The organism is Streptosporangium oxazolinicum (genome assembly GCF_039537505.1).
Lineage (GTDB): Bacteria > Actinomycetota > Actinomycetes > Streptosporangiales > Streptosporangiaceae > Streptosporangium > Streptosporangium oxazolinicum.
Genome location: NZ_BAABAQ010000026.1, coordinates 1 through 20362 on the forward strand (window position 1 = coordinate 1; position 20362 = coordinate 20362).

Annotated in this window: 17 protein-coding genes and 1 pseudogene; 14 read left to right on the plus strand and 4 right to left on the minus strand. The window is 71.3% G+C overall.

What is annotated here, in order from left to right; genetic code table 11:
* The 4 genes and pseudogenes from ABD817_RS39120 to ABD817_RS39135 all read left to right on the plus strand — a co-directional run.
* A pseudogene (locus ABD817_RS39120) lies at positions 1-149 on the plus strand (succinate--CoA ligase subunit alpha); the annotation flags it as partial.
* 474 nt (positions 150-623) lie between these two features.
* Positions 624-2285, plus strand: a complete 1662-nt coding sequence (locus ABD817_RS39125; protein WP_344923523.1) for a cell division protein PerM — start codon at positions 624-626, stop codon at positions 2283-2285.
* A gap of 270 nt (positions 2286-2555) precedes the next feature.
* The gene (locus tag ABD817_RS39130; RefSeq protein ID WP_344923524.1) at positions 2556-3074 is read left to right on the plus strand and encodes a SigE family RNA polymerase sigma factor; all 519 of its coding nucleotides are present in this window, start codon (positions 2556-2558) and stop codon (positions 3072-3074) included.
* Positions 3061-4473 carry a hypothetical protein gene (locus ABD817_RS39135; RefSeq protein ID WP_344923525.1) on the plus strand — a complete coding sequence of 471 codons (1413 nt, stop codon included), beginning with the start codon at positions 3061-3063 and terminating at the stop codon, positions 4471-4473. Before ABD817_RS39130 ends, ABD817_RS39135 begins: the two co-directional genes overlap by 14 nt.
* A gap of 200 nt (positions 4474-4673) precedes the next feature.
* Here ABD817_RS39135 and ABD817_RS39140 read toward each other — a convergent pair whose 3' ends face one another.
* Positions 4674-5084 carry a hypothetical protein gene (locus ABD817_RS39140; RefSeq protein ID WP_344923526.1) on the minus strand — a complete coding sequence of 137 codons (411 nt, stop codon included), beginning with the start codon at positions 5082-5084 and terminating at the stop codon, positions 4674-4676.
* A gap of 79 nt (positions 5085-5163) precedes the next feature.
* Between ABD817_RS39140 and purN the strand changes: the two genes are divergently transcribed.
* The 4 genes from purN (at position 5164) to ABD817_RS39160 (ending at position 8623) form a co-directional block, all read left to right on the plus strand.
* On the plus strand, positions 5164-5784 hold the full coding sequence (gene purN, locus ABD817_RS39145; protein ID WP_344923527.1) for a phosphoribosylglycinamide formyltransferase: 621 nt from the start codon (positions 5164-5166) through the stop codon (positions 5782-5784).
* A 59-nt stretch (positions 5785-5843) separates the two neighbouring features.
* Positions 5844-7388, plus strand: coding sequence for a bifunctional phosphoribosylaminoimidazolecarboxamide formyltransferase/IMP cyclohydrolase (gene purH / locus ABD817_RS39150; protein ID WP_344923528.1), 1545 nt, complete (start codon positions 5844-5846; stop codon positions 7386-7388).
* A gap of 150 nt (positions 7389-7538) precedes the next feature.
* Positions 7539-7721 carry a hypothetical protein gene (locus ABD817_RS39155; RefSeq protein WP_344923529.1) on the plus strand — a complete coding sequence of 61 codons (183 nt, stop codon included), beginning with the start codon at positions 7539-7541 and terminating at the stop codon, positions 7719-7721.
* Positions 7722-7762: 41 nt separating this feature from the next.
* Positions 7763-8623, plus strand: coding sequence for a bifunctional methylenetetrahydrofolate dehydrogenase/methenyltetrahydrofolate cyclohydrolase (locus tag ABD817_RS39160; RefSeq protein ID WP_344923530.1), 861 nt, complete (start codon positions 7763-7765; stop codon positions 8621-8623).
* 218 nt (positions 8624-8841) lie between these two features.
* Here ABD817_RS39160 and ABD817_RS39165 read toward each other — a convergent pair whose 3' ends face one another.
* Complete coding sequence (locus tag ABD817_RS39165) at positions 8842-9498, minus strand: FHA domain-containing protein (RefSeq protein ID WP_344923531.1); 657 nt, start codon at positions 9496-9498, stop codon at positions 8842-8844.
* Between the two features lie 181 nt (positions 9499-9679).
* Between ABD817_RS39165 and ABD817_RS39170 the strand changes: the two genes are divergently transcribed.
* The 3 genes from ABD817_RS39170 (at position 9680) to ABD817_RS39180 (ending at position 12568) form a co-directional block, all read left to right on the plus strand.
* Positions 9680-10801, plus strand: a complete 1122-nt coding sequence (locus ABD817_RS39170; protein WP_344923532.1) for a citrate/2-methylcitrate synthase — start codon at positions 9680-9682, stop codon at positions 10799-10801.
* Between the two features lie 147 nt (positions 10802-10948).
* Positions 10949-11239, plus strand: coding sequence for a DUF3017 domain-containing protein (locus ABD817_RS39175; protein ID WP_344923533.1), 291 nt, complete (start codon positions 10949-10951; stop codon positions 11237-11239).
* A 114-nt stretch (positions 11240-11353) separates the two neighbouring features.
* Positions 11354-12568, plus strand: a complete 1215-nt coding sequence (locus tag ABD817_RS39180; protein ID WP_344923534.1) for an NADP-dependent isocitrate dehydrogenase — start codon at positions 11354-11356, stop codon at positions 12566-12568.
* A gap of 359 nt (positions 12569-12927) precedes the next feature.
* On the opposite strand, the gene ABD817_RS39185 is transcribed toward ABD817_RS39180, so the two are convergent.
* Complete coding sequence (locus ABD817_RS39185; protein WP_344923535.1) at positions 12928-14526, minus strand: RNA polymerase sigma factor; 1599 nt, start codon at positions 14524-14526, stop codon at positions 12928-12930.
* Between the two features lie 246 nt (positions 14527-14772).
* On the opposite strand from ABD817_RS39185, the gene ABD817_RS39190 reads away from it, so the two are divergent.
* The 3 genes from ABD817_RS39190 (at position 14773) to ABD817_RS39200 (ending at position 19230) form a co-directional block, all read left to right on the plus strand.
* The gene (locus ABD817_RS39190; protein WP_344923536.1) at positions 14773-17070 is read left to right on the plus strand and encodes a bifunctional serine/threonine-protein kinase/glutamate ABC transporter substrate-binding protein; all 2298 of its coding nucleotides are present in this window, start codon (positions 14773-14775) and stop codon (positions 17068-17070) included.
* Positions 17071-17184: 114 nt separating this feature from the next.
* Entirely contained in the window at positions 17185-18162 is a 978-nt protein-coding gene (locus ABD817_RS39195; RefSeq protein WP_344923537.1) for a malate dehydrogenase, read from the plus strand.
* A gap of 216 nt (positions 18163-18378) precedes the next feature.
* A complete protein-coding gene (locus tag ABD817_RS39200; protein ID WP_344923538.1) occupies positions 18379-19230 on the plus strand; it encodes a hypothetical protein in 852 nt (283 codons plus the stop codon).
* Between the two features lie 55 nt (positions 19231-19285).
* On the opposite strand, the gene galE is transcribed toward ABD817_RS39200, so the two are convergent.
* Positions 19286-20245 (minus strand): UDP-glucose 4-epimerase GalE, encoded by a 960-nt coding sequence (galE, locus tag ABD817_RS39205; RefSeq protein ID WP_344923539.1) that lies wholly within the window; start codon positions 20243-20245, stop codon positions 19286-19288.
* Positions 20246-20362 lie beyond the last annotated feature (117 nt).

A 20362-nucleotide genomic window follows, 5' to 3' on the forward strand; every position in this document is an offset into this window, starting at 1 on the left:
AGACCATGGGCCACGCGGGTGCGATCGTGTCCGGCTCGGCCGGCACCGCCCAGGCCAAGAAGGACGCCCTGGAGAAGGTCGGCGTCCGCGTCGGCAAGACCCCGAGCGAGACCGCCCGCCTGATGCGCGAGGTCGTCGAGTCGCTTTAGGGCCCGAGCCCGAGCCCGGGGCCACGGCCCCGGGCGAGGGAACGCGGTATGGCGCCGCGCGATCCGGTGGTGGGCTCGCCACCGGATCCGCGTTGTCCAGGTGGTGGGCTCGTCACCGGATGGCGCACCGGTCCCGCCGCGTCAAGTCGCGTCAGGCCAGGGCGAACCGGGTCGAGCCGGACCCCGCCAGATCCACCGCGTCGAGGACGATCGAGGGCGTCCGGCCTCCCGCCGGACGCCCTCCGCCATGTGAACCCCATGGCCTCGGTGGTCCCGGTGTGGTCCCGCTGTCGTCGTGGAGGTTTCGCCGGTTCCCCGCTGATGAGCGCCGTACGTCCCTCCCCGGAAGAGGGGCCGCACGCGGTTTCCGTACCGGCGCCGTCCGGATACCACAGGCGGCTCCCGTCACGCGGTGCGCGACACGCGGGCGCGGGAGTCCCTTCCGCACCGAAGATCCTGAGACCATCGACTACTGTGACGGCCCTTTTCGATCAGCTACGGACGGCTCCCCGCAACGTCCTCAGCCGTATCCCCCTGCCCGGCCTCACGGGTGACGACGATGACGTCCGCCGGCCGCTTCCCGTCTCCGGGATGCTCGCCGCCGCGTGGACCCTCGGCGTGGGGCTGGCGGTGCTCACCACGCTCACCCTGGTCGGCTGGATCGCCGCTCCCCGTGGCGCGCTCGGCGCGGGCCTGCCCGCGGTGTTCCGCACCGCGTCGCAGCTCTGGCTGGCCGCGCACCACGCGGGCTTCGCGATCCCCGGCGGCTCGGTGGGCCTGCTCCCGCTCGGGCTGACGGTCCTGCCCGCCTTCCTGCTGTACCGCGCCGGGATGTGGATGGCCCGCGACGCGGACCTGCGGCTCCGGCTGCCCGCCAGGCTGCCCAAGAACACCCCGAAGGAGGTGTCCAACGCCCGCCGCAAGGCGCAGCTGGTCCTGATCGCGCAGGCGGGCATCTCGCTCGCGGCGCCGTACGCGCTGCTGGCCGGGCTGATCGCACTGATCACCAGGAACGAGATCACCCAGCCCTTCCTCGGCGACGTGCTGATCAGCCATCTGGCACTGGCCTTCATCGCGGGCTCGGTGGCCGTCGCCAGGACGATCGGGCCCTGGCGGTCGATGCTGCGCCTGCTGCCCGAGCGGCTGCGCTCGGTCGTGGCCGGGACGTCCGCCGCGTTGGCGATCATGCTCATGGCGGGTGCCGTCATGGTGCTCGGGGCCGTCGTGGTCAACTTCGGGCAGGTCCAGGAGCTGTCGGGGATCCTGGCGCCGGGGTTCGTCGGCGGCCTGCTGCTCCTGCTGGTGCAGGGGCTCTACCTGCTCAACGCCGTCATCTGGGGCCTCGCCTACATCGCGGGTCCGGGTTTCGCGGTCGGCACCGGCACACTGGTCGCGCCGACGGGCGTGCAACTGGGCACGGTGCCGAGTCTGCCGATCCTGGGCGCGCTGCCCGAGGCGGGCCCGACCCCGGCCTGGGTGATGATCGTGATCGCGGTGCCGTTCGTGGCCGGGGCCGTGGCGGGCATCCTGGTCGTCCGGATCTCGCCCTCCCCCTCGTACGAGGGGGCGCCGCTGTGGGGGTTCGTCTGCGGGCTCGCGACCGGGGCGGTGGCGGGCCTGCTCGCGGCGCTCTCCGGTGGCTCGCTCGGCGGCGCGCGGCTGGCCGCGCTGGGCCCGTCGGGGTGGGAGGTGATGCTCTCGGTGACCCTGGAGGTGGGTGTCGCGGCGGGGATCGCCGCGGGGCTGGCCAACTGGTGGCTGATCTTCCGTGGGCACAACACCGCCGTCACCAAGGCGGCGGCCAAGGTCGGCACGGCCACCGCGCCGGTGCGCAAGGCGGGCGTCAAGATCGCCAAGGCCGCGGCCTCCGCGGCGGGCAAGGTCGGCTTCGCCGAGTCGGAGGAGCTCCAGAAGCTCCCCGGTTACTGGCTGGACGCCACGGAGTGCGAGACCCAGCCGATCCCGGTCATCAGGGACGACTGGGAGGACGAGCACGCCTCGGCCGCGGCGGAGAGCGCGCAGAAGGCCCGCCGCCCCGACCCGCCGCGCCCGCCCCGGCGCGACATCGTCGACGAGACCGACGACAAGGGCGGCCATGTCATCTACGTCGACCCCTACGCCTGGGACCGCGACTGAGCACCCGATGCGCATCGGCCCCGAGCGCCTGAAACCGTGACCGCCGGGGCCGCGACCGCCTGAGAGCGTGACCTCCGGGAGCGCTGGGACCCTGGGCCCCGGGGCCGTGACCCCTGGGCCCCTGACCTCCGGGACCGTGATCGCCCGGGACGCCGACCGCCGCGACAGAGAAACGCGACCGGGAAGCCGGTGACCGGAAATCCGGTCAGGGCTGGAAACCCTTTGCGCGGGGCCGGGCGTATGGACGGGTATGAGACCTAAGACGGCCGCGTGAGCGGTCACGAGGGGTTCACCGAGTTCGTCGCGGCGCGCGGAGCGAGCCTGTTCAGGATCGCCCATCTCACCTGTGGCTCCCGCGACGAGGCCGAGGACGTCCTGCAGAGCGCGCTGGAGAAGGCCTACCGCAGCTGGGGCCGTCTGCACGCGGGCAGCGACCCGGAACCCTACGTGCGCCGCATCATCGTCAACACCGCGATCAGCCGCGCCCGCCGTCGCGCGATCCTGCGGATCTTCCTGACCCACTCGCCCCCGGACATCCCGGCGCCCGACTCCCTGAGCGGCGTCGAGCTTCGCCAGATCCTGATCGCCGGTCTTCGGAGTCTGCCGCCACACCAGCGTGCCGTACTGGTCCTGCGCTTCTTCGAGGACCTGACCGAGGCCCAGACCGCGGAGGTCCTCCGCTGCTCGATCGGAGCGGTCAAGAGCCAGGCGTCCAAGGGATTGACCCGTTTGCGCGCCCTGATCGGCGCCGACCTGCACGAGGAGGCGTTGCCCCATGCCGAACACTGAGATCGAGAACGAACTCCGGCTGGCCATGATCGAGGAGACCTCCGCGCTCGGCGTCCCCCCCGGACTCGCCCACAGGGTCGTACGGGACGCGGACCGGGGGAGGAGGGGGCGTACGACGGCCGTGGCCCTGGTCGCCGCGGCCGTGCTGGCGGCGGCCGTACCCGGCTACCTGAGCGTGGCGGACCGGAGCGGGGTGGCCGCTCCCACCCAGGCGGCGGGCGTGGACGGCGTCAAGGTCGGTTACCTCCCCATGGGACTCGGCACCCCGGTGCTGGCGAGAGCCGACGCCGGAGGTCTTCGCGGCACCGGCGCGACCTGGGGTTCGGGGGACGACCTCGTCCGCGTCACCGTCTACCGTGACCCGGCCTTCCACACCGGGGGAGCCGAGCGCGTGCTCGGCGGGATCAAGGACATCCCCGAGACGCTGCCGGGGATCCTCACGGTGACGGTGCGCGGACGCGGGGCGTTCACCCGGCCCGAGGGGGACGACCTGGTCTGGGAGGAGCGGCCCGGTCTGGTCCTGCGCGTCACGGTGGGCGCCCGATACCGGGACGACCTGCGGAGGATCGCCGGTGGTCTCATTCCCAAGGATCCGACCGGCGGGGTCTTCCAGGGCCTGCGCGTCACCTACGTTCCCCCCGGCCTGCACCTGACGGCCCCCTTCTCCATGGTCGACCGGAACGGGTGGGCCGAACTCGGATGGGCCGGGGACGACGGCGCCTCGATCCGGCTCCTAGCGGTGCGCGGGGTGGACGCCGCGGACGCGGAGAAACTGCTCACCTGGGCCAAGACCCGTCAGAACCTGTCCACCGCCACCCCGGAGAAGGTTCGCGGCAAACCCGGGTACCGGGCGGAGGGGAACGGCGACGAGACCTCGTCCCCGCGGATGCGTCTGTGGCTGGAAAAGCCCGGCCTCGGATACGTCGTGATCGTGAACCAGGGCCTCGCGACCACACTGAACAGGATCGTGAAGGGCCTCGTCCCCGCCGAGCCGCCGTCCACCTCGGGTAACGCGGTCGACCGCGTCACCGTCGCCTATCTGCCTCGCGACCTGCGGCGGGTCGCCGGGGAGACGACGCGGCTCGGCGGGGGCTGGAGCGCGACGACCGGACGGTGGTCCGGCGGCTCGCGCGACGTCGAGGTCAGCGTGATCCGCGGCGGGGTCCTGCACAGCAGCCAGTGGGTGGACGAGTTTCTGCGCGGGGAGAAGCGGGAGCGCTCCCGGGTGGGAAGGTCGCTCCCGATCGTGACACGGACCACCGATCGGGACGGGCGCCGGGGAATCTTCTTCGAGACCGCGGAGGTCGCCGTCCACATCAAGGCCGATCCCGCTCTCGCCGGCGAACTGGACAGGATCGCCCTGGGGATCCGCGTCCCGCCGCTGACCTACCGGCCCTAGCCGGCCAAGGAGGGGGCGGAGCCCGCCCGCGCTCCCTAGGGAGCGCGGGCGGCTCTCCCACCGGTGCTCGCCCCGGGGCTCCGCTCAGAAGCCGGACGGAAACCGACCGGGTGACGGGCGGGGGGCCTGCTCAGGGGCCGGTCCGGGCGGGAAGGGCGACCAGGACGGGAGACGGGAAGGGCCAGGACGAGAGGGGAAGGTCAGGGCGGGAAGGGGAACTGCACCTGGCCGGGCTGGAGGAAGGTCATCTTCTTCTCCATGGCCCGTTCGAGCTGCTCCACGCACTCGTTCTGCGACGCCACGGTGCCCGCGCCCCTGCCGCACTCGGTGTAGGCGGCCAGCTCGTCACCGAAGTAGAACTGCAGCGCCGTCACCGCGAGCGAGATCAGCAACGCCCCGGCCGACAGCACGACGCCCACCACGGCGGTGCCGGCCGGCTTGGGGATGGAGCGCAACGTCCTGATCGCGCGGATCGAGGTGACGAGGGCGAAGATCGCCATGACGATCCCCGCGAGGGGGAGCACCAACGTCATCACCACCGCGGCGACCGCGAGCCACAGCGCCCTCCGACCGGCGCCCTCGGTGGGCCGCGCCTGGACCGGTAGTGTCACCTGACCTCCTTGCGTTGTTCGTGTGGACAGGCCGATACCCTTGCAGCGGCGTGAGTCCCCGTCCGAATGGAGTGCGTCGGTGTCATCCCAGGCCGTTCGGCTTGTGGTTCTCGTGTCCGGTTCTGGGACCAACCTACAGGCCCTGCTGGACGCTGTGGCAGACGAGACCTACGGTGCCCGGATCGTGGCCGTGGGTGCCGATCGCGGCGGTGTCGAGGGGCTGGCCCGCGCGGAGCGCGCGGGGGTGCCGACCTTCGTGGAGAGGCTGGCCGATCATCCCACCCGCGAGGAGTGGGACGGCAGGCTCGCCGCCCGCATCGCCGAGCACCGGCCGGACCTCGTGGTCTGCGCGGGGTTCATGAAGATCCTCGGCGCGCCGACGCTGGAGGCGTTCCCGGTCCTCAACACCCACCCCGCGCTGCTGCCCTCCTTCCCCGGCGCGCACGGCGTCCGTGACGCGCTCTCGTACGGCGTGCGCGTCACCGGCTGCACCGTGATGCTCGCCGACGCGGGTGTCGACACCGGGCCGATCATCGCCCAGGAGGCCGTGGCCGTGCTGGACGGCGACGACGAGGCGACCCTGCACGAGCGCATCAAGACCGTCGAGCGTCACCTGCTCGTCGACACCGTCGGCCGGATGGCCCGCGAGGGCTGGACCGTCACCGGCAGGACTGTTCGATTCGGACGACCCGGCGGATGAGCCGGGCGCCCCGGAGAAAAGCCCCGGAGAAAACCGGGACCAACCAGGAGGAGCACGAAGTGACCCGCATCGCCATCCGGCGCGCGTTGATCGCGGTGTATGACAAGAGCGGGCTGGAGGAGCTGGCCCGCGGGCTCGACGCCGCGGGTGTGGAGATCGTCTCCACCGGGGGCACCGCCGCGAGGATCGCCGCCTTCGGCGTCCCCGTCACTCCTGTCGAGTCGCTGACCGGCTTCCCCGAGTGCCTCGACGGCAGGGTCAAGACGCTGCACCCGCGCGTGCACGCCGGGCTGCTGGCCGACAGCGGCAACCCGTCCCACGTCAAGCAGCTCGAAGAGCTGGAGATCGAGCCGTTCGAGCTGGTGGTGGTCAACCTCTACCCGTTCCAGGAGACCGTGGCCTCCGGCGCCTCCGACGCCGAGTGCGTGGAGCAGATCGACATCGGCGGCCCCGCCATGATCCGGGCCGGGGCCAAGAACCACGGCACCGCCGCGGTCGTGGTCGACCCCGCCTCGTACGGCGACGTGCTCGCCGCTGTCGCCGCGGGCGGCTTCACCCTCGTCGAGCGCCGCCGCCTGGCCGCCGCCGCGTACGCCCACACCGCCTCGTACGACACCGCGGTGGCCTCCTGGTTCGCGAGCGTCTACGCCGCCGAGGACGGCGCGTGGCCGCGCTACATGGGCGCGGCCTGGGAGCTGCGGTCGCCGCTGCGCTACGGCGAGAACCCGCACCAGGGCGCCGCCCTGTACTCGGGGCAGAAGGACGGCCTGGCCAACGCCGAGCAGCTGCACGGCAAGGAGATGTCCTACAACAACTACCTCGACGCCGACGCCGCCTGGCGGGCCGCCTGGGACTTCGACGCGCCCGCCGTGGCGATCATCAAGCACCAGAACCCGTGCGGCATCGCGGTCGGCGCCGATGTCGCCGAGGCGCACCGCAAGGCCCACGCCTGCGACCCCGTCTCGGCGTACGGCGGTGTGATCGCGGTCAACGCCGAGGTGACCGGGGAGCTGGCCCGGCAGATCGCCGAGGTGTTCACCGAGGTCGTGGTGGCGCCCTCCTTCACGCGGGAGGCGCTGGAGGCGCTCACCGCGAAGAAGAACATCCGGCTGCTGTCCTGCCCGGTGGGGCCGTCCAACCCGGCGGAGTTCCGCCGGATCGACGGCGGCCTGCTGGTGCAGGCCGCCGACCGGGTCGACGCCCCGGGCGACGACCCGTCCACCTGGGAGCTGAAGGCCGGGCCCGCCGCCTCCGCCGAGGTCCTCGCCGACCTCGCCTTCGCCTGGAAGGCGTGCCGCTCGGTGAAGTCCAACGCGATCCTGCTCGCCTCGGACGGCGCGAGCGTGGGTGTCGGCATGGGCCAGGTCAACCGGGTCGACTCGGCGCGGCTCGCGGTCTCCAGGGCGGGGGAGCGCGCGGCGGGGTCCGCCGCCGCCTCCGACGCGTTCTTCCCCTTCGCCGACGGCCCGCAGATCCTCATCGACGCGGGAGTGCGGGCGATCGTGGAGCCGGGCGGTTCGATCAGGGACGAGGAGGTCGTCGCGGCGGCCGAGGCGGCCGGGGTGACCCTCTACTTCACCGGCACCCGCCACTTCTTCCACTGATCCGTTCCCGGTGCGTGGCCGCCGTACGGATGTGGCGGCCGCGCACGGGAGATAAAAAAGTGGCGGATTGGACAGGACTACCTGGATGAAAAAGGCTTGACCTGCGGTTAGTCTGAAGCATCCCTTTCATCCCAGCCGTGGAGATCCCTTATGCCGTTGCTCGACCACGCCCTGTACGCCTTTGTGATCATGCACGGTTTCTGGGTCAGCCCCTGGATGATGATCATTATCGCGCTCGGCGCGGCCTACCTCAGCGGGCGGGCCATGGAGTGGATTCCCTTCACCCGCAGGATCATCGAGCGCAGGGAGGCGAGGGAGGCGGAGCGCGGCTGATCCCGGCGCCGCCGTGAGAGTGCCGTGAGAGGGTTGTCCGCATGAGCGCGCGGATTCTCGACGGCAAGGCCACGGCGGCGAAGATCAAGGCAGACCTCACAGCGCGGGTGACCGCGCTGAGGGAGCGGGGCGTCGTCCCCGGGCTCGGCACCGTCCTGGTGGGCGGTGACCCCGGCAGCCAGATCTACGTGGCGGGCAAGCACCGCGACTGCGCGGAGGTGGGCATCTCCTCCCTCCGCAGGGACCTGCCGGAGGACGCCACCCAGGCCGACGTCGAGGCGGTCGTCGACGAGCTCGACGCCTCCGCCGAGTGCACCGGCTACATCGTCCAGCTCCCGCTGCCCCGTCACCTCGACACGCAGGCGCTGATCGAGCGGATGGACCCGGCGAAGGACGCCGACGGCCTCCACCCTGTCAACCTGGGCCGCCTGGTCCACATGGTCGACGCGCCGCTGCCCTGCACGCCGTACGGCATCGTCGTGCTCCTCCAGGCGTACGGGGTGCCGATCAAGGGGGCGGAGGTCGTCGTGGTCGGCCGGGGCATCACCGTGGGCCGCTCGCTCGGCCTGCTGCTGACCCGCCGCTCCGAGAACGCCACCGTCACCCTCTGCCACACCGGCACCCAGGACCTCGCGGCCCACACCCGGCGCGCCGACATCGTCGTCGCCGCGGCGGGGGTACCGCACCTGATCACCGCGGACATGGTGAAGCCGGGCGCGGCCGTGCTCGACGTCGGCGTCTCCAGGGTCGACGGGAAGATCGCCGGTGATGTCGCCCCCGGCGTCGAGGACGTCGCGGGCTTCCTCACCCCCAACCCCGGCGGCGTGGGCCCGATGACCCGGGCGATGCTGCTCACCAACGTGGTCGAGGCCGCGGAGCGGCGCGTCCGCGAGCGGGGCTGAGCCACGCCCGCCGGGCCGTCCCCTCGGGGACGCCGGACGAGCTCGGGCGACCCCTGACCGCTCAGGCGACGTTTGACCGCCCAAGCGACGCGGGCGTCCCGAGCGGCGCGGGTGGTGTCGGGCTGCTCGGGCGAGGCCGAACGTCGCGGGAGGACCGGTTGCCCGGCCCGCCCGGCCCGTTCGGCTCGCCCTGTGGACGAGCCCTTTCGCGAGCCCCGCTACGAGGCCCTGCGGTTCGCGGTGGTGGACGACGCCGTCTGAGCCTCCGGGGCGCCCGCCGCGCGCTGCGGTGGCACCACGGGGGTGGGCCTGACCAGCCCCAGGGCGACGACCTCGTTCGCCAGCCTGGTGCGCCGGTTGGTCCCCTCGGGGATCCGGAACTTCTGGTAGAGACGCAGGAGGTGCTGCTTGACAGCCGCCTCCGTCACCACCAGATCATCGGCGATCTCCCTCGCCGTGGCCGGTGCGACGAACGCCTCGTCCGACAGCGCCGGACGGCACAGCGACGTCAGGACATCAACCTCCCGCCTGGTCAGCTCGGGCGCCGCGGCGCGGCGGAGCTCGACCTCCGGGGCGAAGTCCTCGCGTGGAACCCCGCCGATCCTGCCTCGTGCCGCGCCGAAGGACACCACGTCACCGTCGTCAAGCACCCTCCGGGCGATCGGCCGGCCGTTGACCCGCGTGCCGTTGCGGGACAGGCCCAGGTCAACGACGTACAGATAGGGCCCGCGCCGGACGAATTCCGCGTGCAGCCGGGAAACACTCGGATCGGTGAGCCGGATGTCCACTCCCCGGCCACGTCCGATCGTCGTGATCTCGGGGCGCAACGGGACCACCTCGCCTGTGTCCTCGATGCGTATGAACGGCCCCTCCACGGCAGTTCCTCCCCAGGTAGCCCGCCGTAACTATTCCTACAGCTCCGGCTTACCCAAACGAGGTGATGGGGAATCGCCTTTGCCAGAAGGAGAATCCTGCGTGAAATTGGTCTGTACCTCTCGGGAGGGTTTCCGCTGCTCACAGGTAGACTTCGGGCACAGATAAGCGGAGGAAATACTCATGGCGGACAAGCCCACCAAAGGTCTCGCCGATGTCGTAGCCGCGTCCACAGCGCTCAGCGACATCGACGGTCAGGCCGGTCGCCTCTTCTATCGTGGCTACGACATCCACGATCTGGCAGGCCGCACCACCTTCGAAGAGACCGCCCATCTGCTCCAGTACGGCAGCCTCCCCACCCGGGAGCAACTGTCGGCGTACGGTGAGGAACTGGTCCGAGGGCGCGCGCTCGGCACGCTCGCCGAGGCCAACATCGCGGAGATCGCGGAGAAGCAGGCCCCGATGGAGGCGCTGCGCACGCTGGTCTCGCTCGCCGGGGGCGACGATCCGGACAAGGACACCAACGCCCCCGAGGCGAACCTGCGCAAGGCCGCCAGGCTGACCGCGCAGCAGCCGATCCTCGTCGCCCGCTACCACGCGGCCAGGACCGGGACCACCGTCCCCGATCCTGATCCCGAGCTGAGCGTGGCGGCGAACTTCCTCCTCCAGATCACCGGCCGCGTCCCCGGTGAGCGCGAGGTCGAGATCTTCGACGCCTGCCTGGTCCTGCACGCCGACCACACGATGAACGCCTCCACGTTCGCCGCCCGCGTCTGCGCCGCGACCCTGTCCGACATGCACTCGGCCGTCGTGGCGGCCATCGGCACCCTCAAGGGCCCCCTGCACGGCGGCGCCAACGAGCAGGTCATGCGCACCCTGGAGTCGCTCGACGCGGGTTCCGTCGCCCAGGCCGTACGGGACAGGCTCTCCGCCGGAGAGAAGATCATGGGCTTCGGGCACCGCGTCTACAAGACCGAGGACCCGCGCGCCACGCACCTGCGCAAGATGTCGCGGGAACTCGGCGAGGCGTCCGGAGACGACACCTACTACCGGATGTCCAAGGAGATGGAGGAGGTCGTCTTCGAGACGAAGGGCCTCTACCCGAACGTCGACTTCTACGCGGCGACCGTCTACCACTATCTCGGCATCCCGACGGACCTGTTCACTCCCGTCTTCTCCGTCAGCCGCATGTCAGGATGGACCGCACACGTCATCGAGCAGCACGCCGACAACCGGCTGATCCGCCCGGACAGCGAGTACATCGGCGAGCGCGACCAGAAGTGGAAGCCGATCGCCGAGCGATGATCCGGAATCAGATAACCCGGAATCATGTGCCCCAGAATCAGATGAATCGGGATCATGTGCGCCGAGATCATATGAACCGGGATCATATAAACCGGGATCGGACAGGTCGGAATCGATGAGTCGGAGGCGAGAGCGAGTGGTGGGCCGGTGAACGCGCGAGCGGTGAACGCGAACAGGGAGCGCTGGGGCGCGTACCCTCTGGTGGCGATCGGCGCGGTCGGCGCCATGGTCTTCGCGGTGCTGCTTGACATGCCCGAGTGGGGTGGTTTCGCCCTCGGCGCCGTCATGACGCTGGGGGCGCTGGCCCGGCTGGCCGGAGGCGGGCGGCTCGCCGTGCGCAGAAAGGCGACCGACGCCCTCACTCTCGCGGGCCTCGGAATCGCGCTCATGGTGGGCGGGCTGATCCTCGAATTCCCGGCGCTTATGCCGATGCGGTAGGTCTGGGGGAACGGGTGCGTCGCGAGGCGATCGACCCGGTCCGATAGCCTCAACGGCCAGTGAGCCTCAAAAAGGACTGTTTGGCCAATTTAGTTCAGAAGGGGAACCACACGCATGCCCAAGATCAAGGTAGAGGGCCCCGTCGTCGAGCTCGACGGCGACGAGATGACCCGGATCATCTGGCAGTTCATCAAGGACCAGCTGATCCTTCCCTACCTCGACGTCGATCTTAAGTACTACGACCTCGGGATCGAGCACCGCGACGCCACCGACGACCAGGTGACGATCGACGCCGCGAACGCGATCAAGCAGTACGGAGTCGGCGTCAAGTGCGCCACGATCACCCCCGACGAGGCTCGGGTGGAGGAGTTCGGCCTCAAGAAGATGTGGAAGTCCCCGAACGGGACCATCCGCAACATCCTCGGCGGTGTCATCTTCCGTGAGCCGATCATCATGTCCAACGTGCCGAGGCTCGTCCCCGGCTGGACCAAGCCGATCATCATCGGCCGTCACGCGTTCGGCGACCAGTACCGCGCCAGTGACCTGAAGGTCCCCGGCGAGGGCAGCCTCACCCTCACCTACACCCCCAAGGACGGCTCGGAGCCGATCGAGCTCGACGTCTACGACTTCCCGGGCCCCGGCATCGCGCTGGCGATGTACAACCTGGACGACTCGATCCGCGACTTCGCCCGCGCCTCCATGCGGTACGGCCTGTCGCGCGGCTACCCGGTCTACCTCTCCACGAAGAACACGATCCTGAAGGCCTACGACGGCCGCTTCAAGGACATCTTCGCCGAGGTCTTCGAGACCGAGTTCAAGGCCGACTTCGACGCCGCCGGGATCACCTACGAGCACCGCCTCATCGACGACATGGTCGCCGCGGCGCTCAAGTGGGAGGGCGGATACGTCTGGGCCGCCAAGAACTACGACGGCGACGTCCAGTCCGACACCGTCGCGCAGGGCTTCGGCTCGCTCGGCCTGATGACCTCGGTCCTGCTCACCCCCGACGGCCGTACCGTCGAGGCCGAGGCCGCCCACGGCACGGTGACCCGCCACTACCGCCAGCACCAGAAGGGCAACCCCACCTCCACGAACCCGATCGCCTCGATCTTCGCGTGGACCCGGGGCCTGCAGCACCGCGGCAAGCTCGACAACACCCCCGCGCTGATCGACTTCGCGGAGAAGCTGGAGCAGGTCTGCGTCGAGACCGTCGAGGGCGGTCAGATGACCAAGGACCTCGCCCTGCTGGTCGGCGGCGACGCCGAGTGGCTGACCACCCAGGACTTCCTGGCGGCCCTGGACGAGAACCTGAAGAAGAAGGTGGGCTGACCGGCGCCCGGCCGTCACCCGACCGGCATCCGGTAAGCACCGCCGCCCACAGGAAAAGGGCCGCCCCACGGCGGCCCTTTTCCCGTTCCCCGCCTTCACACGGGGCTTCTTCCCCCGTGGCTCCCGCCCCCCTTAGCCGCGCCTTCCCCGTTCCCCGTCCTCCCGTGCGGGGTTTCCCGTCCTCCCGCGCGCTCCGTTCAGCCGCGCCTTCCCCGTCCCCCGTCCCCCGTCCTCCCGCGCGCTCCGTTCAGCCACGTCTTCCCCGCTCCCCGCCCTCCCGTCTTCCGCGCGTTCCGCGCCGGAGGCGGGCCTTCCCGGAGGGACCTGCCGGTGCCCCCCGTACGGCGCCGGGCGGCCGGTCACGGTGTCACCGCGGCCCCCAGCACGAACGGGACGTCGGCCGGGAGGCCGGGCACGCGGTGCGCCCGCCCGCTGACGGCGTTCACCCGGAAGAAGCCGAGGAGGTCGCCCTTGGCCTTGGCGCTCATCCTCACGACCACCTCGCGGTTGTTCAGCCAGCCCACGACCTCGGCCTCGGCGGGCCGCCTCACCTCGGGGAGCGGGAGCCGCCTGAAGACCCGTCGCGACGCGGCGTCGACGATGTGGAGGCTGTGGAGGTCCTCACCCTTCCCGGCGGCGATCGCGGCGGAGTGTCTCCCGCTGGGGGAGTCGGACCAGGTCCCGTACCGCCCCCGGAGCCAGGGGGCGATCTTCTCCGCCGGGGGCATCTGTCCTGCGGGCACAGATGCCAGGGCGCCGGTCGTGAAGTCGGTGCGCAGCCGCCGCTCGCCGAGGACGACGGTGAAGTGGCGGCCGTCGAGGGAGACGCTCACCAGCGTGCCGTTCTCGGTGTCGGCGGGGACGAGGACCGGTGACAGGTAGCGCTTCACACCACTGCCGAGGTCATGGGCCACGTAGCGTCGCTCCGCCGCGCTGAGGTAGGCGATGCGACGCCCGTCGCGGCTGATGGCCGGGGTGAGCAGCGCGGGCTCCCTCTCGTCGTCCCCGTGTGTGAGGCGCTGGACGGCGTCGGGGACGCTCAGAGTCGCCTCGCAGGGTTTCCGGCCCTCGCAGGCGGTGAGGCCGGGAGCGGGGCTCTCGGGGCCGCCTGAGGCCAGTGTCAGCGTCCATCCCGCGCAGGTGGCGTCTCCGGCGCGCGCGGGAGGTGTCCCGACGGGGGCGTCGGGACACGGCCCGGGGACCGCGTAGCGGATCACCGAGGAGGTCGGCGCGGCCTGCCACGGCACCGGGACGGCGCCCGGTTCCCGGCCGGTCGGCTCGGGGCCGCCCGATTCCCGGTCGGCGGGCTCGGGACCGGAGACCGCTCGTACGGGCTCCTGCGCCTGTGCCGCGTGGGGCTGGTTGCGCTCGCCCAGCGCCGAGTTCCACACCTCGCCCTGCTGGAACACGGTGAAGGCGGCGACCAGGCCGACCGGGACGAGCGCCGCCGCCACGGCGAGGAGGGCTCCCCGGGCGCGACGCCGCCTGAGCGTACGCATGGACCGGACGGTGAGGTCGGGGACGGAGGCCTCGCCCGCGGCGTTGGCCATCCTGGTGATCAGACGGCTCTCGCTGCCCTTGGTGAGGGTGTCGACCGCCGTGGTGATCTCCGCGTCCACAGTCTTCTCCGGCACCCCGAGAAGGGAGGCCATCTCCGCGCGGGACCTGCCGTCGTGCAGGCAGGCGACCACGAGGAGCCGCTGCCGGGGCGGGATCCGTACCAGGGCCGTCGGCCCGGCGGCGCTCGGCCGCTGGAGGAAGCGGCGGTAGAGCGCGATCTGGGCGTGCGTGGTGGGGTTCTCCCACAGCGGCGGCGGCCAGGAGAGGGCGACGGTGTGGAAGGAACGCAGGGTGAGGCGGATGGCCTGCTCGTGGCTGCCGGTGAGGAGAAGGGCGGTGCCGACGAGGGAACGCTGATCGCGCTGCACGAACTCGCGATAACCGATATATCGGCGCATGGAAGTTTTTGCTCCGGCTTGCCTGAGGGACGTACAACGGTAGCGATCTAAGCGGCTGGAGCGCCAGATTGGGGTGAATGTCGGAGATTGGGTGGGTGAGAACGCCTGCCATTTTTCACCGTGACACGGGCGGAGGGCGGGGCGTTCCCGGAAGAAATGTGAGGTCACGTCGGGATAACGGGGGGAGAGGTCGGGTCATGGCGCCGTAAAGTTTGCCACGTCGAAGATTACGAGACCGTGGGGACGATGATGCCGGAGATCGCGCCACTGGAAGCGGGAGAGCCGCGCCAGCTCGGGCCGTTCCGCGTTGTCGGGCGGGTCGGCGAGGGCGGTCAGGGCATCGTCTACCTGGGGGTCAACGCCGCGGGGGAGCGGGCGGCGATCAAGTTGCTGCACGTGAAGTTCTCCGGCGACGCCATCGCCAGATCCCGGTTCGCCAGGGAGGCGAGGGCGGCCCAGCGGGTCGCCTCGTTCTGCACCGCCGGCGTGATGGACGCCGACCTCGAAGGTGATACCCCCTACATCGCGAGCGAGTACATCGAGGGCAGGTCGCTGCGCGAGGTCGTGGAGACCGACGGCCCTCTCAGGGGCTCCCCGCTGCAGCGGCTCGCGGTCGGCACGGCCACCGCGCTCACCGCGATCCACCACGCCTCGATCGTGCACCGCGACTTCAAGCCGGACAACGTGCTCATCGCCGCCGACGGCCCGAGGGTCGTCGACTTCGGCATCGCCCGCATCCTCGACTCCACCGGCACGATCACCAGCCGGGCCATCGGCACCCCCGCCTACATGGCGCCCGAGCAGATCTCCGGCGCCGACGTCGGGCCGCACACCGACGTCTTCGCGTGGGGGGCGACCATCGCGTTCGCCGCGACCGGCGAGACGATCTTCGCCGGAGGCTCGATCGCCGTGGTGCTCAACCGCATCCTCAACCACGAGGTCGACCTCGGCGTGCTGCCGGAGCCGCTGCGCGGCGTGGTCGGTTCGGCGCTGGCCAAGTCACCCGCCATGCGGCCCTCGGCCGACCAGCTCCTGCTCCGGTTGCTCGGCCACCCCGAGACGGTGAACGCCTCGCCCGCGATCCTCACCCAGGGCGCCGAGGTCGCCGTCCCCACGTCGTCCCCCGGCGAACCCCGGCCGGGTTCCCGGGACCGCGATCAGGGTCGGGAGCATGAGCGGGGGTACGCCCGCGACGGCGATCAGGGCCGTGACGACGACGCCACCAGTCCCATGCGCACTCCGAACCCCAGGACGGGCGTCTCGGGCGACCCGTCCCTCCCGTCCACGGGGTTCCAGACCCGGCCTCCCGTCTACGGCGACCAGGGCGGCCAGAACGTTCAGAGCGGTCACGGGGTTCACCCGGATCCGGGAGGCCGGACCGGGCCCGGCCAGGGCGAGCACCGCCCACCCGCCGCCCACGGCGGGCCCTCCCACGCCCCCACGGAGCACCTGTCCTTCCCGGACCACCGCTCCCCTGAGCACCGCCCTCCGGATCGGCACCCTTCGGACCACCGTTCCCAGGACCGCCGCTCTCCCGGCTACCGGGACTACCCCTCGTCTCCCGGATACGGCGACGGCAGGGGGTACGCGGAGCACGCCGGGGAGGTGCCGCCGCCCAGCTGGCAGGCGTCCACGACCCGCGTCGGGACTCCGGAGACGCCGCGGCGCCCGCGCGGGAGGCGCTGGATCGCCGCCGCCGTGGTCGTGCTGCTGCTGGCCGCCGGGGCGGCCGCCGCCGTCCGCTGGTGGCCGAGGGCGACTTCGGAGGGCGGATCCGAGGAACCGGTCCCCACGGCGTTCACCTCCGTGGCGGACAAGGCCGCCAGGACGGGCAAGCTCGTCATCGGCCTGCGCGACTCCCTGCCCGGTATCGCGCTGAACAACGGGGGTAGGTGGAGTGGCTTCGAGGTCGACTTCGCCCTTGAGATCGCCAAGGCGCTGGGGGTGCCGGAGAGCGGTGTCACCTTCCGGGCCACCGCCCGCCCCGAGCGGCCGAAACTGCTGGCGGACGGGGACGTCGACCTGGTCCTGGCGACGTACTCGATCAACGACACCGACGACGTCACCTTCGCCGGACCGTACTATCTCGCCCACGTCGACGCCCTCGTCAAGTACGGCTCGCCGATCGTGACCGTGAGGGGCCTGGAGGGCAGCCGGATGTGCCAGCCGGCCTCCAGCGCGGCCGTGACCGTCCTCCAGGGCGCGGTGGAGCGGCTCACGCTGGTTCCCGCCCAGACCTACTCCGAGTGCGTCAACAAGCTGCAGGCCGGTGAGGTCGACGCGATCCCCGGCGACGACCTGCTGCTGGCCGGTTTCGGCAACCGGGAGAGCATCCGCTACAAGCTGCTCGGCCTGAAGCTCACCGACGAGCGCTACGCGGTGGCTCTCAAGAGGGGTGACGTACGCACCTGCGAGGCCGTCAAGGGGGCGATCGCCGACCTCTACCGGAGCGGCGCCGTCCGCAGGCTGCTCGACAAGCACTTCTCCAGGGTCGAGTTCCCCACGCGGGAGAACGACCTCCCCGCCATGGCCGCCTGCGCCTAGCCACCCCGGCCCGCACCTCCCTCGCAGGCGGATCGGGGCACTCGCCGGACGGTCGTCCGCCGTGGACGGGTAGCATCCGAGCGTCACAATTCATCCTTCGAGTGGGGGAAGGTCATGGCCCAGACTCCCGTAAAGGTCACCGTCACCGGCGCCGCCGGTCAGATCGGCTACGCGCTGCTTTTCCGCATCGCCTCGGGCCAGTTGCTGGGCGCCGACGTCCCGGTCACGCTGAGCCTCCTGGAGATCCCGCAGGCCGTGAAGGCCGCCGAGGGCACCGCGATGGAGCTCGACGACTGCGCGTTCCCGCTGCTGAGCGGCATCGAGGTCACCGACGACCCGAACGTGGCGTTCAACGGCGCCAACGTCGCGCTGCTGGTCGGCGCCCGTCCCCGCAGCAAGGGCATGGAGCGCGGTGACCTCCTCCAGGCCAACGGCGGCATCTTCGGCCCGCAGGGCAAGGCGATCAACGACAACGCGGCCGACGACATCCGCGTGCTGGTGGTCGGCAACCCGGCCAACACCAACGCGCTCATCGCCCAGCAGCACGCCCCGGACGTCCCGGCCGAGCGCTTCACCGCGATGACCCGTCTCGACCACAACCGCGCGCTGTCCCAGCTCGCCGCGAAGCTCCAGGTCCCGGTCACCGAGATCAAGAAGATGACCATCTGGGGCAACCACTCCGCCACCCAGTACCCCGACCTCTTCCACGCGGAGGTCGGTGGCAAGATCGCCGCCGAGCTGGTCGACGAGACCTGGCTGCGCGACACCTTCATCCCCACCGTCGCCAAGCGCGGCGCCGCGATCATCGAGGCCCGGGGCGCGTCCTCGGCCGCCTCGGCCGCCAACGCGGCGATCGACCACGTCTTCGACTGGGTCAACGGCACCGCCTGGACCTCGGCCGCGATTCCCTCCGACGGCTCGTACGGCGTGCCCGAGGGGCTCATCTCGTCCTTCCCCGTCGCCTCGCGTGACGGCAAGTGGGAGATCATCCAGGGTCTGGAAATCGACGCCTTCTCCCGCGAGCGCATCGACGCCACGGTGCGCGAGCTGGAGGAGGAGCGTTCCGCGGTGCGCGAGCTCGGTCTGATCTGATCGGTCCGATCTGCGCCGTCACGCGAAAGCCGATCTGAGCCGTCACGCGAAAGGGTCCCGGCACGCCGGGGCCCTTTCGCGTTCCCGGCCCTTTCGCGTTCCCGGCCCTTTCGTGGTCCCCGGCTCTTCTCCCGGGTTTCCCGGGCGGGCGGTGAAGGGAAAAGGCGGCGTGTCGATCGTCGCGGAGCGGCGTGACCCGGCGTTCAATGATCACTTGTGGTCGGGGGATCGGTGTTCGGGGAGTACGCCGCGGTGCGGATCGTCGCCGGGGTGATCTGTCTCGTGCTCGCCGCGGCACCGCGTGGGGCGCTCGCCTCGCCCGAGGACGACGCCTGGGGCGGCGCCGATCTGTCGGTCCGGCTGACGGTCTCCCCGAAACGCGCGCAGCCGGGGCAGCCGCTGACCTACCGGGCCGAGGTGCGCAACGACGGTCCCGGAGACGCGGTGCTTCCGCTGCTCACCGTACGGCTGCCCGAGGAGGTGGTGGTGATCGGCGTCGACGTCGCCGAGTGTCTCCCCGGCACCGTGGCCGGAGCGGCGGCCGGAGTGGTGGTCTGTCCCTCGACGAAGGACGTCCTGGCCGGGCAGACCGGTGGGGTGACGATCACCGGGCTGGTGAGGTCCGGAGCGCGGGGCCCGCTGGAGGCGACCGCGACGCTCTCCTCCGAGGTCGTGGACGACGACGAGACGGACAACTCCTCCCGGACGCTGACCGAGGTGGGCGAGGGCGCGGACCTGGCGGTGAGGCTGTCGCGCGCGACGCGTGCGGGCCGTCTGGTCACCGTGGCCGCGGTGGTGCGCAACCGCGGGCCGCGTCGCGTCCACGACGCCGGGGTCCTCTTCGACACCGGCGGGGCGCGCCTCATGTCGGCGAGGGGCGCCCGGTGCGACTCCCACCCCGCCTACGTCGGGTGCAGGCTTCGTACGGTCGGCGCGGGCAGGCGGGTGAGCTTCCTGCTCGCCTTCGTGGCCCGCGCGCACGCGCCGCGGGCCGAGGCGACCGTCTACTCCCTCCGGCTGGGCGACCGCCGCCCGGCCAACAACACGGCCCGCTTCAGCCTGAGGTAGCCGTGGCCGCCCGGCCCCGGTCGTACGTTTCCAGAAACGGTGGGGCGGGGCGGTCTCAGGCGCGCAGCGCGGCCCAGGCGTCGGCGACGACATCGCGGATCGACGGGTGCTCGGGCTTCCAGCCGAGCTCACGCTGGATCCTGTCGGACGAGGCCACCAGCACGGCCGGGTCACCGGCGCGGCGCTCGCGTACGACCGCGGGGATCTCGTGACCGGTGACCTCGCGGCAGACCGACAGCACCTCCTGGACCGAGAAGCCCGTCCCGCTGCCCAGGTTGTAGATCCTGTGCTCGCCCGGCGAGCAGGCGTCCAGTGCCAGCAGGTGGGCCCTGGCGAGGTCGGACACGTGGATGTAGTCGCGCACGCATGTGCCGTCGGGAGTGGGGTAGTCCGTGCCGAACACGCTGACCGACTCGCGCCCGCCGAGCGCGACGGCGAGGATGTTAGGGATCAGGTGGGTCTCCACGGTGTGACGCTCGCGGTAGACCCTGCCGTCTCCGGCGGTGTAGGCGCCGCCCACGTTGAAGTAGCGCAGGCTCACCGCGGCCAGTCCGTACAGCCCGGCGAACGTGCTCAGCGCGGTGTCGACCGCGAGCTTGGACGCGCCGTAGGGGTTGGTCGGCCGCGTCGGGTCGGTCTCCCTGATCGGGGAGCGCTCCGGCTCGCCGTACGTCGCGGCGGTGGAGGAGAAGACGATCCGCCCCACCCCCGTGCCCCGCATGGCGTCGAGCAGGGCCAGGGTGCCGCCGAGGTTGTGCGCCCAGTAGAGGCCCGGCCGTTCCACGGACTCGCCGACCAGGGATTTCGCCGCGAAGTGGAGCACGCCGTCCATGCCCTCCAGCAGGGGGGCGGCCTCGGTGATCGACCCCTCGACGAAGCGGGCACCCGATGGCACCGCGTCGGCGTGGCCGGTGGAGAGGTCGTCCAGCACGGTCACCTCGTGACCGGCCTCGACGAGTTGCGCCGCCACGACCCCGCCGATGTATCCGGCACCCCCGGTGACGAGCAGCTTCACGGAGCCTCCTGTTTGATGATGTTTGTACTTGTTGACTTTTGTAAGTCTATCGCCAGCATATGCTGGCACATCAAATATCGGCCACCGCCGGAACGGGCGACCGCCATGACGGAGACG

Excerpts from the sequence above, each read along its gene's own strand:
- ABD817_RS39135 (WP_344923525.1), top strand. The coding sequence starts at position 3,061 with ATGCCGAACACTGAGATCGAGAACGAACTCCGGCTGGCCATGATCGAG.
- ABD817_RS39155 (WP_344923529.1), top strand. The coding sequence starts at position 7,539 with ATGCCGTTGCTCGACCACGCCCTGTACGCCTTTGTGATCATGCACGGT.
- ABD817_RS39160 (WP_344923530.1), top strand. The coding sequence starts at position 7,763 with ATGAGCGCGCGGATTCTCGACGGCAAGGCCACGGCGGCGAAGATCAAG.
- ABD817_RS39170 (WP_344923532.1), top strand. The coding sequence starts at position 9,680 with ATGGCGGACAAGCCCACCAAAGGTCTCGCCGATGTCGTAGCCGCGTCC.
- ABD817_RS39180 (WP_344923534.1), top strand. The coding sequence starts at position 11,354 with ATGCCCAAGATCAAGGTAGAGGGCCCCGTCGTCGAGCTCGACGGCGAC.
- ABD817_RS39185 (WP_344923535.1), bottom strand. The coding sequence starts at position 14,526 with ATGCGCCGATATATCGGTTATCGCGAGTTCGTGCAGCGCGATCAGCGT.
- ABD817_RS39190 (WP_344923536.1), top strand. The coding sequence starts at position 14,773 with ATGATGCCGGAGATCGCGCCACTGGAAGCGGGAGAGCCGCGCCAGCTC.
- ABD817_RS39195 (WP_344923537.1), top strand. The coding sequence starts at position 17,185 with ATGGCCCAGACTCCCGTAAAGGTCACCGTCACCGGCGCCGCCGGTCAG.